At 65.8% G+C, this 13,164-nt stretch carries 10 protein-coding genes; 1 reads left to right on the top strand and 9 read right to left on the bottom strand.

Annotated features, from left to right (window positions below; all coding sequences use genetic code 11):
* Nucleotides 1–3: 3 nt before the first annotated feature.
* The 7 genes from ftsZ to murB form a co-directional block, all read right to left on the bottom strand.
* Nucleotides 4–1,578 carry a cell division protein FtsZ gene (ftsZ, locus tag SH203_RS04700; RefSeq protein WP_087119713.1) on the bottom strand — a complete coding sequence of 525 codons (1,575 nt, stop codon included), beginning with the start codon at nucleotides 1,576–1,578 and terminating at the stop codon, nucleotides 4–6.
* Nucleotides 1,579–1,812: 234 nt separating this feature from the next.
* Nucleotides 1,813–4,791, bottom strand: coding sequence for a TonB-dependent siderophore receptor (locus tag SH203_RS04695; RefSeq protein WP_159457536.1), 2,979 nt, complete (start codon nucleotides 4,789–4,791; stop codon nucleotides 1,813–1,815).
* Nucleotides 4,792–4,980: 189 nt separating this feature from the next.
* A complete protein-coding gene (gene ftsA, locus SH203_RS04690; protein WP_087119711.1) occupies nucleotides 4,981–6,315 on the bottom strand; it encodes a cell division protein FtsA in 1,335 nt (444 codons plus the stop codon).
* 13 nt (nucleotides 6,316–6,328) lie between these two features.
* Nucleotides 6,329–7,216, bottom strand: a complete 888-nt coding sequence (locus SH203_RS04685) for a cell division protein FtsQ/DivIB (RefSeq protein ID WP_200808811.1) — start codon at nucleotides 7,214–7,216, stop codon at nucleotides 6,329–6,331.
* Entirely contained in the window at nucleotides 7,204–8,145 is a 942-nt protein-coding gene (locus tag SH203_RS04680; protein WP_087119710.1) for a D-alanine--D-alanine ligase, read from the bottom strand. The genes SH203_RS04685 and SH203_RS04680 overlap by 13 nt, the downstream gene beginning before the upstream one ends.
* Nucleotides 8,146–8,213: 68 nt before the next feature.
* Complete coding sequence (locus SH203_RS04675) at nucleotides 8,214–9,461, bottom strand: hypothetical protein (protein WP_087119709.1); 1,248 nt, start codon at nucleotides 9,459–9,461, stop codon at nucleotides 8,214–8,216.
* 60 nt (nucleotides 9,462–9,521) lie between these two features.
* Nucleotides 9,522–10,439 (bottom strand): UDP-N-acetylmuramate dehydrogenase, encoded by a 918-nt coding sequence (gene murB / locus SH203_RS04670; protein WP_087119708.1) that lies wholly within the window; start codon nucleotides 10,437–10,439, stop codon nucleotides 9,522–9,524.
* A gap of 89 nt (nucleotides 10,440–10,528) precedes the next feature.
* Here murB and SH203_RS04665 point away from each other — a divergent pair, with 89 nt between their 5' ends.
* Nucleotides 10,529–11,206 carry a hypothetical protein gene (locus SH203_RS04665; RefSeq protein ID WP_087119707.1) on the top strand — a complete coding sequence of 226 codons (678 nt, stop codon included), beginning with the start codon at nucleotides 10,529–10,531 and terminating at the stop codon, nucleotides 11,204–11,206.
* A gap of 18 nt (nucleotides 11,207–11,224) precedes the next feature.
* Here the strand turns inward: SH203_RS04665 and SH203_RS04660 are convergent, their stop codons facing one another.
* On the bottom strand, nucleotides 11,225–11,659 hold the full coding sequence (locus SH203_RS04660) for a hypothetical protein (RefSeq protein ID WP_087119706.1): 435 nt from the start codon (nucleotides 11,657–11,659) through the stop codon (nucleotides 11,225–11,227).
* Complete coding sequence (gene murC, locus SH203_RS04655; RefSeq protein ID WP_087119705.1) at nucleotides 11,656–13,068, bottom strand: UDP-N-acetylmuramate--L-alanine ligase; 1,413 nt, start codon at nucleotides 13,066–13,068, stop codon at nucleotides 11,656–11,658. Before murC ends, SH203_RS04660 begins: the two co-directional genes overlap by 4 nt.
* Nucleotides 13,069–13,164: the final 96 nt, after the last annotated feature.

The raw sequence follows: 13,164 nt of genomic DNA, 5'->3' as shown, positions 1-13,164 counted from the left end.
GTCCTAGTTCGCCAGCCGGCGGAGAAAGGATGGGATTTCCAGGTCGTCATCGGCCTGTCCCGCCTCCGGTTCCGGCTGCTGCGCGGCCTGGGCCGAGCCGCGCGTCTGATGGCTGTGCTGGGGCGCATAGCCCATGTCGGCCTGCGGCTGGGTGCGCTTGCCGCGGCCGAACAGGCTCCAGCCGCTGCGGCGATGATCGCGGTCGTCATAGCCGTCGTCGGCCTGAGGCTGCGGCTGGGACGCCGCCCGCTCGCCGTACAGGTCGCCCTGCGGCGCGCGGCTGGCGGCGGGCGCGCGGGTTTCATATTCCTCGACCCACGGATCGACGATAGGGTCCAGGGTGCGCGGTTGCGGCTCGGCGACGCGGATCACCGGCTCGGGGCGCGGTTCCGGCTCGCGGGCAGGCGGGGCCTGAAAGGTCGGCACGACCGGCGCCGGTTCGATGCGCGGCTCGGGCGCCTCGGCGCGAACCGGCTCGCGATAGGTTTCGCGCGTCGGCTCGGGCGCACGCGAGGTCTGCGCGCCATAATGACCGCCGGCGGCGCGGCGGGCGTCATGGTTGGCCAGCGGAGCCGAGGCCTGAGGCGCGATCGGCTCGATGCGACGCACCTCGCCCTCGTCCATCCCGGTGGCGACCACGGAGACGCGGATCTTGCCGTCCAGCGCAGGATCGAAGGCGGCGCCGAAGATGATGTTGGCGTCGCCGTCCACTTCCGCGCTGATCGCGTTGGCGGCCTCATCGACTTCCAGCAGGGTCATGTCCAGACCGCCGGTGATGTTGACCAGCACGGCCTTGGCGCCCTTCAGGCTGGTTTCGTCCAGCAGCGGGTTGGCGATGGCGTTCTGGGCGGCCAGCAGGGCGCGGTCGTCGCCGGTCGCCTCGCCCGTGCCCATCATCGCCTTGCCCATTTCGGACATGACGGCGCGCACGTCGGCGAAGTCCAGATTGATCAGGCCGGGCAGGATCATCAGGTCGGTGATCGAGCGCACGCCCGAATGCAGCACCTGGTCGGCCATGCCGAAGGCGTCGGCGAAGGTCGTGCGTTCGTTGGCGACGCGGAACAGGTTCTGGTTCGGAATGACGATCAGGGTGTCGACATAGCGTTGCAGCTCGGCGACGCCCGCGTCGGCCAGGCGCATCCGGTGACGACCTTCGAAGGTGAAAGGCTTGGTCACGACACCGACGGTCAGGATGCCGCGATCGCGCGCGCATTTGGCGATGACCGGCGCGGCGCCCGTGCCGGTGCCGCCGCCCATGCCGCAGGTGATGAACACCATATGGGCGCCTTCGAGATGCTGATGGATCTCGTCGGCGGATTCCTCGGCGGCGTTCATGCCGACTTCGGGGTGGGCGCCCGCGCCCAGGCCCTGTGTGATGGTTTCGCCCAACTGGATGCGGCGATCCGTCTTGGCGAAGCTGAGGTGTTGCGCGTCCGTATTGGCGACGACGAACTCGACGCCCTCCAGACCGGCGTCGATCATATTGTTCACGGCGTTGCCGCCGGCGCCCCCGACGCCGAACACGACGATGCGGGGCTTCAGTTCAGTGTGTTGCGGCTTGACCAATGAGAGCGACATTTTCTGTTTCCGACCTGCTGACCCGCCCCTTCAAACCAACCGACCGCCCCGCCGAATCGCTTTGGTTATGAGCGCGTTAAGGATTGCGCCCACGAAGGTTAAGAGAAGGTTACGGCGATAATGTGAGTCGGAACGAAGAACAGCACAAACCGGAAGCGTTGCCAGATTTTTCCTGCCGACAAAGAAAAAGGGCGACCCATTGGGCCGCCCCGAGTACTTCCTCAATAGATAAGATTAGAACGTCCGGCCGATCCGAACGAAGCCGCGACGACCACGCATATCATAGCCGTTCAGCGCAGCCGTACCCAAGCGGAACGTGTTGGCAGACGACGCCGACGGCGGACGTTCGTCGAACAGATTGTTCACACCAACTTGGAAGGTCCAATCATTGGCTCGATACCGCAGAGACGTCGAATGATAGCTCGTGAACTCGGCGAAACGCTTCGAATAGACGCAGTAGTTGCGCGGTGAAGAACAGTCAGCGGAGTCGAGGCCATTAGCCAGATCGGCATACTTGGCTGACGCTGACAGAGGGTTTACGCCCGGTTGCGACAGGTCAGATCCGCGACCCAGCATATCCACGCCGTAATACCAAGTGAAATCACCCGCTGTCACTGTCAAGCTAGCATTGCCGGCATACGCCGGTCCGCCATTTGCGAACGTGGTGTGAAGATAGTCCTCCTCAGCACCACCCAACAAGTTGACGTGGTCCTCCAACTTCCAAGTGTGCTGCGTCGCGAACGTTGCGGTCACACCGCCAAGTTCACGGCGATAGCGGATGTTCAGATCGATGCCGCGATTGGTCTGTTCAGCCACGTTAACGTAGCTATTGTTAACGGTGAGAATGTAGTTCGTGCCAGCAGCTCGTTCGAACAGACCGCAGAACTCCGCATTGCCCCGCAGACATTGCTCAATAATGTTATAAGCACCAAACTGACGAACTTCGTTATCGATAGTGATGTCGAAGTAATCGATGGCAATGTTCAAATCCGCGAACCGAGGCGTCCAGATGACACCGAGATTTGATGACTTCGCCGTTTCAGCCTCAAGTCGCCCAGCGCCGCCGTTGGTCGTGATGGTTGCACTACTGGCGCCAGCACCGGTGTAGTCCGGAGCTATACCGAGAGCCGCACAGGCGTTGACGATACCGGCATCAACGCCGGAGTCGCCATATTTGATGCAGGGGTCCGTATTGGCTTGGCTCGAATAGCCGACCTGGTTGCCCAGGAACAGCTCGTAGAGCGCAGGCGCTCGGAACGATGTGCCATAGCTGCCGCGAATGCGGAACTCCGGCGTCAAGCTCCAGTTCAGGCTGGCCTTATAGGTGTCACTGGTTCCGTAGCTGTCGTAGTCCGAAATTCGGCCAGAGGCGTTCAAGGTCAACGATTGGACGAAAGGCAAATCCTTCAGCAGAGGAATTTCGACCTCGGCAAACGCTTCGCGAATGTCATCCGAACCGCGCGTTCTGCCCGCCGACGTGTAGAGCGCGACGTTTCGAATGGCGGCTTGAGCAGGCGGCTGATCGTCGAGAGCTTCGTGACGGACCTGAAAGCCTGCTGCCAAACCCACGTCACCAGCTGGCAGGGAGAACAGACGATCTGTACTCAAGACGCCTTCAATATAACCGTGCTTGTAAGTCGTCGTGCCTTCTTCGGTGACGAACAAGAAGTTGCGCTCAGCCTCATTGAAGTTTCCGCCCAGAACACGCTCGGACATCCACGGTATACCGTTAGGCAGATCGGCGCAGTTGAAGCTCGAAACGTTGCCGCCTATTGGCGTGTTGGTGCATGCGACGTTGGGGCTGTTCAGAGCCAACAGGCGGTCGAGGTAGATGCGAGGACCATTGTTGTAGGCCGCATCCGAATATGAATACTGACCGTAGATATCCCAGCTGAAGTCGCGACCGGCCGCCTGGAAATCACCACGAGCGCCGACGACGCCACGGTAGTAGTCAATTTCCTGGAATGAACTGGACTCATAGGCAGCAACCGTAACCGCGTTCACGCGCAACGTGTTGTTCGGGTTGCTGGCAGGCAGATAATTGGGCGCTCCACCAACGGTATTACGCTGGGCGAAGCTTTGGAACACCTGCCCCGCACCGATTTGGCTCGACTTACGATGATTGTAGAGCAACTCGGTGTAAAGTTCGACATTCGGCGTGACCTGATAACCGCCCACGAAGTTCAGCGTGTAGCGATCCACCGGACTTATTACAGTCGAGTTGTCGTAGAGAGGCGTATCGCTCGGCTGGTAGGCGTAAGTACCCGGATACCCGCCGCGAGCAAAACGCGCGAAACCGGCATATGGCGAGTTGTTGCCTGCCACGTTGTAGTTATAAGCCGGTCCATAGAAGCTGGTCGGAACGATGCTCATCGCCGTCACGCCCGGAGCGGCCACAACCGAGATGTAATTGTTCGTCAGGTTGAAGCAGCGATACTCACCGGTGCGACTATCGATATAGTCGCGACGGACACCACCCTGAACGTCCGTAACGTAGTCCTGAGCGCAGGCGGTATCCTTGCGATCCTTTTTCCGTAGCGCTTCAGCGCGATAATATTCCATACTCAGGCTGGCGTAGCCGCGGTCGAACGTTTTCCCGAAGGTGGCGTCGGCACGGAACTGTTCGCCACCGTTTTCGAACGGTTGCGAGGCGTAGAAATTGATCGCACCGCCGTCCATATCGCGCTTGGTGATGATGTTGATCACGCCAGCGACGGCGTCAGATCCATAGATCGACGAAGCCCCATCTTTAAGGATGTCAAACCGTTCCACTTGCGACTGTGGAATGACGTTCAGGTCGAAAGCCTGAACCTGGCCACGGGTACCCGCCGGCCCCGCACGACGGCCGTTGATCAGCGTCAAAGTCCGCTGCTCACCAAGACCCCGCAGCGAGATGGCCTGCGTGCCGCCGCCGCCAGCCGTGTTATATCCAGTTAGCTGATCGTTGAGCTGGAAGGAGCCAGCCGCAACTGACGACGTTTGCAGAGCTGCGGCCGCGTCGGGTACGCCACGTAAATCCGTCTGCTCGGTGGTGATAACCGTCAGCGGTGAGGCGCTTGTGAACTCGCTATTGCGACGAATGCGCGAACCGGTAACAACGATTTCTTCAACTTCCGTCGCTTGCTGAGCAGTGGCGACCTGCTGCGACTGACGCTGTTGGGGCGTGGTCTGGGCGAAGGAAGGGCTAGCGACTGCGATGGCACCAGCCAGCACGCTTGAACCTAACAGAATTGTTCTTCTCAAAAACATACTTGCCCCTTAGTTGCTATTTTGCACCCGCGTGGGATGGCGAACTTGTAATAGTAGGCAGCTAAAGGACCCTCCAGAGCGGCGCAATAGATAGCGACACATTTCGACCGTGATGACGACAGGAATGTGTCATCCTCACAACAGTCAGTTTTATCACAGATTATCCCGCAGCCACCCTGCCACGCGCCCGACCACGTTGCCGCGGTGGATTCGCGGTGCGTCCGCTGCGGTGATCTGTCGCGCCATCAGTTTGCGGGCGGACACGGCTTCCCGGGGGCCGTAGGCGGCGCGGAGGAGGACGCCGGCGGTGGCGCAGAAGGCGGGGCCCGAAGCGGCGTCAGCCAAATGTGGCGCCCGTTGGGGTTTTCCGAGGCGGACGGGGCGGTCGAAGACGCGGACGGCCAGTTCACGCACGCCGTTTAACTGGCTCGCGCCGCCCGTCAGGACCAGGCCCGCGCCCGGCTCCAGGCCCACGCCGGCGGTCTTCAGCCGGTCGCGCAGCAGTTCGAGGGTTTCCTCGACGCGCGGGGCGATCACGGTCTTCAGCATGGCGCGGGGCACGATGACGGGGCCGGCGGAGGCGTCCTCGCCGCGCGGCGGGGCCTCCAGCATCTCGCGGTCCTCATTGGCGCTGGCCATGGCCGAGCCGTGCAGGGTCTTCAGCCGTTCGGCGCCGGCCTTGGACGTCGACAGGCCGCGCGCGATGTCGGAGGTGACGTGGTCGCCGCCGACGTTCAGGCTTTCGATATGCAGCAGGGAGCGCCCGCCCCAGACGGCGGCGCTGGTCGAACCGCCGCCCATGTCGATGCAGACGGCGCCCAGGTCCATCTCGTCCTCTTCCAGCGCGGCCAAAGAGGAGACGACGGGGGCGGCGGCGACGCCCTGCAGGTCAAGGTGCGCCAGTTCGAGGCAATGGCTCAGGGTCGTGAACACATTTTCGGCCATCGACACGACCAGCAGGTCCAGCCCCAGCGAGCCGCCGCGCATCGAGCGCGGATCGTGGACGCCGCGCGCGCCGTCCACCGACCAGGCGATGGGCAGGACGTGGATCGGGCGACGGTTAGGCAGGCGGATCTGGGCCAGGGCCATGCCGATGGCGCGCGCCAGATCGGCGTCGCCGACCGGATTGGCGCCTAGTGAGACGCGGGCCTGGACGCGGTGGCTGGCCATCTGGCCGATGGCGGTGGTGACGACGACGCCGGAGACGGGGCTTTGGGCCGCGCGCTCGGCGCGCTCGACCGCGTGGCCGATGGCCTGGGCGGCCTCGTCCATATTGATGATGGCCCCGCCCTTCACGCCCTTGGACTGGACGTGGCTGGCGCCCGCGACGCGGATGGTGCGGTCGGCGTGACGCACGCCGTCGGGCTTCATGATGAAGCACGAAACCTTGGACTGGCCGATGTCCAGGGCGGCGATCACGGGCGCGCGGCCGGCGCGGGGGTCCAGACCCCGACCCTGATCATTGGCTGCGCGCGGCTTTCCCGACATCTGGTCCTGGTCCTTAAGCGTCGCCGGTCGGTCGCACGGCGACCTCGTCCGGGGTTCTGAGATCGACGCGGGCGAAACCCAGGTCGAGCAGGCGTTCGCGCTGATCCAGCGCATCGAGGCGGATCAGGGCCGCCTCCTGTTCGGTGGCGGGCAGCTGGATCAGGCTGCCGTCCTTGAGCCGCAGGTCCCAGCGACGTTCATCCACGCGGACCAGGGCGTCGATCTTGTTCATCAGGCGCGGCCGCTGGGCCAGAAGCGGCAGGATCTCGCCCGCCGCCACGTCGGCGCCCTTGCCCACCACCAGCGGCAGGGTCGGATAGCGGCGCGCGTCGGCGCCCGCGATCACCTGGCCGCGCGCGTCGATGACCTTGATCTGTCCCGCCTCCTGCCAGACGGCCAGACGATCATGCTCCTTGACCTCGACGATCAGGGTGTCGGGCAGCAGACGCACGACCCGCGCCGACTTGACCCAGCCCACGCCCTGCACGCGGTCGCGGATGGCGTCCAGCTTCAGGCCGGTGATCGGCTGGCCGGAATAGAGGCCCAGCGCTTGACGGATCGCCGGTTCGGCCTCGGCCGAGGCGCCGGTGATATGCACCCGCTTCAGCGTCAGCCCCATGCCGGAGGTCAGGCTGTCGACGCCGTGCGAGATCGAGGCGCCGATCCGTTCGGCCCGCGCGCCAGTCGCCAGCACCCCGACCAGCAGCAGCGCGCCGGCGCCCAGGGCGATGATGGCGGTGCGGGGGGAAATATCGACGCGACCGATGGCGGCCATCTTTCCGGGAATGGCCGAGGCGTTCTGGGCGCCGCCGCGTCCGCGCGCGCCATTCCTGGGGGCCGCGCCGCGTCCCGGCGCCTGGCCCGAACCCTGCCGCCGACCGCCGCGAACTACCGCGGGCATGAGGCGTCCTCCACCATCCACCGAACAAGAGCGTCATAGCTCATTCCGGCATAGGCGGCCTGCTCGGGCGCGAGCGAGGTCGGGGTCATGCCGGGCTGAGTATTGACCTCCAACAGGACCAGATCGTCCTTAACATCGTCATAACGAAAGTCGGATCGCGAAACCCCTCGGCAACCCATCGCCGTATGGGCCAGTTCGGCCTGACGCAGGGCCGTTTCGAACACATGAGGCGGAAGGACGGCCGGAAGGACGTGGACCGATCCGCCCGGCGCATATTTGGCCTCGTAGTCGTAGAAGCCCTTGGTCGGGGTGATGTCGGTGACGGTCAGGGCGCGCGGGCCGTCGGCCTCGCCGATCACGGTGACGCACAGCTCCTTGCCCGGAATATAGGGTTCGACCACCACCTGCTCGCCATAGGCCCAGCCCGGCTCGCCCACCTCGGCGACCGGACGGTTCGCCCCTTCGCGCACCAGGAAGACCCCGACGGACGAGCCCTCGGCATTGGGTTTGACGACATAGGGCGGGTCGATGACGTGGCGGCTGGCGACCTCGTGGCGATCGTACAGGCCGCCGCCCGGCACCTTGACCCCCGCCATCCGCAGCACGGCCTTGGACTTGTCCTTGTCCATCGCCAGGGCCGAGGCCAGCACGCCGGAATGGGTGTAGGGAATCTTCAGCGTCTCCAGCACGCCCTGGACGCAACCGTCCTCGCCCCAGGCGCCGTGCAGACAGTTCAGCACCACATCGGGCTTGATCAGGCCGGACAGCACATTGGCCAGGTCGCGTCCGGCGTCCACGCGGCTGACCCGCACGCCCTGACGCTCCAACGCCTGGGCGCACTGTTCCCCCGACGACAGCGACACTTCGCGTTCGGCGGACAGACCGCCCATCAGGACGGCGACATGAAGAGAGGAGAAGGGGCGGGTCATGGGCGGCTCCAGAACCGTCTGGATGCCGCGCAGGTCGTTAACAGCCCGTCAACCAAACCCTCATCAGGTCATTGAAGTGTTGAAGACGGCGTCGTCGGCGTCGCCTCGACCGGCGTGATGACAATGAACGGCGGCGTGTCCTGAACCGCCGGCCTCAGGTCCAGCGCATAGAGATAGGCGCCTTCGCACGTCTGGCGGTCGCCATAGGTCCAGTCGGCCGCGCGGTAGCGCGCCCCGGCGACGGCGGCCGGGGACGTGGGCGCCAGCAGATCGTCGCGCAGCGTCATGTCCGGGCGCATCTGCTCGCCCGACAGGTCGAACGCCCCGGCATAGACCGCCTCCCCGTCCCGCGCCTCGAAGCCGGAGGCGCCCAGACAGAAGTGGGTGATGTACGGCCCCATGTTGATCGCGCTCAGCCGCCAGCGTCCGGGCGGGACGGAAAAGGTCTGGGTGACGGCGCGGGTGCGGTCGCCCCGAGCCGCGCCGCGCGTCGGCAGGGCGACGGCGAACAGGGCCGGGCGGCCGTCGTTTTCCCACGGCTGAACGTCCGGCGCCGGACCCTGGCGGGTGAAGATCAGGGTGCGCCCGCCCTGCTCCGCCATGCCGGTCAGACGCACGGTCACCAGGGCGTCGCCGGGCTTGATCGCCACCTCTTCCGGCTTCAGGGCGCGGGGCGGACGGGCGGTGCGCGGCGCCTGGGGGCCTTTGCGCGACGGCGCAGGCGCGGCGTCGGTCGGCGGCAGGGCCTGGGCGCTCAACGACACCTTGTCCAGATCTCCGGCCCGCCCGATCACTACCGTATCGCCGCGCACCGCATCATTGTCATACACGCGCACGATCTGGCCTGCGGGCGCGGCGGCGCCGACGCGATCGGCCAGGGCGTCGTGCAGGGCCGCCTGCTCCATCGCATCCAGCGTCTTGCCATCGGCCTCGTCCAGCCGCACCACGCGCCAGCCGTTCACGACCATGCAGTTTTCAAGATTGGCGGCGACGCCGCGCCGTTCCTGCATTCCGTTCACCGCACCCTGGATCACGCCGACCACCAGCGCGCCCAGCAGACCGCCGGCCGCCGCCGCGCCCGCCGCGCCGTTGTCGTCGGGTTGGCGCATCCGCTCGCCCTCGACCAGACAGGCCCGCAGCGCCGCATCATGCTGCGCCAGATCGGCGCCCGCGCGGTTGAAATAGGTGTAGCCGGCGCTGGATCGCGTCAGGTCGATCCGTTCGGCGCCCGGCGCGGCGGCGCGGGTGACGATCTGGGCCTGAACAGGCTCTGCGGCCATGACCAGCAGGCCGGCGGCGATTGCGATACGCTTCATCTGGATTCTCCCCCGAGAATCCGGCTCTAGGATGAGGCGTTTTCGCCCGCAACCTCGGATTTATGACAGCGCGCGCCCGATCCGTTTGATCTCCCAGTCCAGCTGAACGCCGGTCTTTTGCAGGACATCGGCGCGGACGGTTTCGCCCAGGCCCTCGATGTCGGCGGCCGTGGCCTCGCCGGGATTGATCATGAAGTTGGAATGCAGGTCGCTGAACATCGCGCCGCCCCCGGTCACGGCGTGCAGCCGACCGCGCCAGCCCGCCTCGTCCACCAGCTTCCACGACGAATGGCCCGGCGGGTTCTTGAAGGTGGAGCCGCCGGTCTTTTCCCGGATCGGCTGGGTCGTCTCGCGGCGACTGGTGATCTCGGCGATGCGGGCGGCGACGGCCTCGGGTGCATCGGCCGTTCCGCGATAGGTCGCCTCGACCCAGATGATGTCGGCGGGCGCCTGCGAATGGCGATAGGTGTAGCCGAAGTCGGCCAGCGCATAGTCCACCCGCTCGCCCGCCCGCGTCAGGCCCCAGGCCGAGACCAGAACGTCCTTGGTCTCCGCGCCGTAACAGCCCGCGTTCATGGTCAGGGCGCCCCCGACCGCGCCGGGGATGCCGGCATAGAACTCCAGCCCCGCGATCCCCGCCTTGGCCGCCGCGCGCGCCACCATGGCGTCCAGCGCCCCGGCGCCGGCGGTGAGGGTCAGGCCGTCGGTCGTCACCTGCCCCCAGGCGCGTCCGGCCAAACGGATCACCACCCCCTCGACCCCGCCGTCACGCACGATGACGTTGGAGCCGACGCCCAGCACCGTGACCGGCGCGGCCGGGTCCAGCGCCTTCAGGAAGGCGGCCAGATCGTCGGCGTCCGCCGGAATGAACAGGGCGTCCGCCGCCCCGCCCACCCGGAACCAGGTGTAGGGCGCCAAGGGCTCGTCCAGCAGCAACTTGCCGCGCACGGAAGGGAGATCGTCTTTCCAGGAACTCATACCGCGTCGATAGCCGCGCCGGCCGGGAAATCAAAGAGGCGCGCGACACGGGCTGGCCCGACGCCGACGTCCTGGCCTACAGAGGACGCATGACGCTTCTTCGCACACTGGCGATCATCGCGATCAGCATGGCGATAACCGCCGTCATCCTGCTGGGCTGGATCGGCCTCGTCTTCGTCGTCAACACCTATACGCCGGTCGCCATGACGGCGGAGGCCGCGCTGAACCTGATGCTGGTGGTGCTTTTGGCCCTGATCGGCCTGCCGATCCTCCATACCGGCCTTTACCGCTGGTTCTGGCATGTCCGGCGCCGGACCGCGCAGGGCGCCTTTTCGGTCGGCCAGCCCCCGGCGTTCGGATCGGAACCGACCGCCCCGCCGCCGCGCACCGTCAAGACGGCGGGCCAGCGCGGCCTCTACGCCGTGGTCTATGCCGTCGGCGTCGTGTCGCTGATCGCGGCCTATGCGCCCCTCGGCCATCAGGAGGCCCTGAACGCCTTTCTCGGCCGGTTCAGCGCGGGCCGCGCCTCCTTCACCAGCCTGGCGCAACTGGTCGTCGTCTTCCTGCCGATGGCCGCCAGTTTCGCGATCATCGTCCCTCTGCTGGAACGGGATCGGCGCCGGATGGCGGCGGGTCTTGCGGACGAGGCCGAGGTCCTGCGGCTTCAGGCCAAGCAGGAATGGCTGTTCGCCTTCGCGGCGGCCTTCGTCATGGCGGACTTCACGGCCTTCCTGGCCGGAAACATGATCCTGCAGTTCCTGGCCTGAAAGGCGGGTTAGCCCGGTCTAGGGCGCCGCTCTGAACCATACGGCGCCGGAAAGTTCGCCGATGTCGATGGTGGAGACGATGTCTCTGCCGAAACGATCGCGCACCCAATTGCCCCAGTTGTAGGCGATGCTCTCGGCGATGGCCCGCGCGAGAACCGGATCGAAAACCGCGTCTTCCGCCTGCCCGAGATGAAACGCATTCACATAGGCCTGTGCCGCGATGATCGGCTCGGCGTCCTCCGAGTGCGTCAGGATGTCGTCGACAACGGCTTGATCGAACTGTTCCTCGATGAACAGCCCGCCCCGGTACTCGATCAAGCCAGGATGAAGCACCCTCAGATACTCGAACATCAGATGTTCCGAGCCTTGAGCCTGGATCAGAAGCACGTCCTCTTCGGCGCGATGGACCGCGTTGAAAGCGACCTCGACCTTGAGCGACAGGTCTTCGCTCACGCCAGCGCCTCCAGCTGCGCCGGCAGGGCGTAGGCCCAGCTGGTGATGTCGCCGGCGCCCAGCAGAACGACCACGTCGCCCGGCCGGGCCTCGTCCTTGATCAGGCGCGGCAGGACGGCGGCGTTCTCCAGCGCCTGGACCTGACGGTGGCCGTAGCGGCGCACGCCGTCGGCCAGGGCGTGCTTGTCCACCCCCTCGATCGGCTGTTCGCCCGCCGGATAGACGTCGGCGACGATCACGCTGTCGGCGTCCGAGAAGCTGGTCGAGAACTCGTCCATCAGGTCGCGCAGCCGGGTGTAGCGGTGCGGCTGGACGACGGCGATCACCCGCCCCTCCGTCACCTGACGCGCGGCCTTCAGCACGGCGGCGATCTCGACCGGGTGGTGGCCATAGTCGTCCACGATCCGCACGCCGTTGACGACGCCCGTGGTGGTGAAGCGGCGCTTGACCCCGCCGAACCCGGCCAGGCCGGTGCGGATGGCCTCGTCAGACACGTCCAGCTCGCGCGCCACGGCGATGGCGGCCAGGGCGTTGGAGACATTGTGCCAGCCGGCCATGGGCAGGTGCAGGTTCTCGATCCGGTGCGTGTCGCCGCTCTGGATCACGACATCGAACCGCGCGCCGTCCGGCCCCATCTGGCAGTTGTCGGCCCGCACCATGGCCTGCGGATTGGTCCCATAGGTCACGAGCCGCCGGTTATCGATGGAGGCGACCAGCTTCTGCACCTCCGGGTGATCCAGACAGACGGCGGCGAAACCGTAGAAGGGGATGTTCTCCACGAAGTCCACGAACGCCTTACGCACCGCGTCGAAGTCGCCGTAGTGGTCCAGATGCTCCGGGTCGATGTTGGTCACGATGGCCACGGTCGACTTCAGGCGCAGAAAGCTGCCGTCCGACTCGTCCGCCTCGACCACGATCCAGTCGCCGTCACCGACCTTGGCGTTGGTGCCATAGGCGTTGATGATCCCGCCGTTGACCACCGTGGGGTCCAGACCCGCCGCGTCCAGCAGGGTCGCCACCATCGAGGTCGTCGTCGTCTTGCCGTGAGTGCCGCCGACCGCGATGGAGAATTGCAGCCGCATCAGCTCGGCCAGCATCTCGGCCCGGCGGACCAGCGGAATGCGGCGCGCGCGGGCGGCCTTCATCTCGGGGTTCTCGGCCTTGACCGCCGTGGAATAGACCACCGCCGAAACGCCCTCGCCCACATGGGCGGCGTCGTGGCCGATGAAGATTTTGGCGCCCAGCTCCTCCAGCCGTTCGGTGTTGGCGCTGGCCTTGGCGTCCGAGCCCTGAACCGAATAGCCGATCTTCAGCATGATCTCGGCGATGCCGCTCATGCCGATGCCGCCTATGCCGACGAAATGGACAGGACCGAGGTCGAACGGAACGGGGCGAAGGCGTGCGATCATCCCAGCCGCATACACAGACGCGATGCGTTTTGCATCACCCTTCGCCGCCGTTTAGTCCACCTTAACCACAAGGATTCACCATTGCGGTCTCACTGT

The organism is Brevundimonas sp. SH203 (genome assembly GCF_002157625.1).
Lineage (GTDB): Bacteria > Pseudomonadota > Alphaproteobacteria > Caulobacterales > Caulobacteraceae > Brevundimonas.
This window is presented reverse-complemented; position numbering and strand designations above follow the sequence as displayed.

Bases quoted from the DNA above. Each gene is read 5' to 3' on its own strand.
- ftsZ (WP_087119713.1), bottom strand. From the start codon at position 1,578: ATGTCGCTCTCATTGGTCAAGCCGCAACACACTGAACTGAAGCCCCGC.
- ftsA (WP_087119711.1), bottom strand. From the start codon at position 6,315: ATGTCGGGAAAGCCGCGCGCAGCCAATGATCAGGGTCGGGGTCTGGAC.
- SH203_RS04685 (WP_200808811.1), bottom strand. From the start codon at position 7,216: ATGCCCGCGGTAGTTCGCGGCGGTCGGCGGCAGGGTTCGGGCCAGGCG.
- SH203_RS04680 (WP_087119710.1), bottom strand. From the start codon at position 8,145: ATGACCCGCCCCTTCTCCTCTCTTCATGTCGCCGTCCTGATGGGCGGT.
- SH203_RS04675 (WP_087119709.1), bottom strand. From the start codon at position 9,461: ATGAAGCGTATCGCAATCGCCGCCGGCCTGCTGGTCATGGCCGCAGAG.
- murB (WP_087119708.1), bottom strand. From the start codon at position 10,439: ATGAGTTCCTGGAAAGACGATCTCCCTTCCGTGCGCGGCAAGTTGCTG.
- SH203_RS04665 (WP_087119707.1), top strand. From the start codon at position 10,529: ATGACGCTTCTTCGCACACTGGCGATCATCGCGATCAGCATGGCGATA.
- murC (WP_087119705.1), bottom strand. From the start codon at position 13,068: ATGATCGCACGCCTTCGCCCCGTTCCGTTCGACCTCGGTCCTGTCCAT.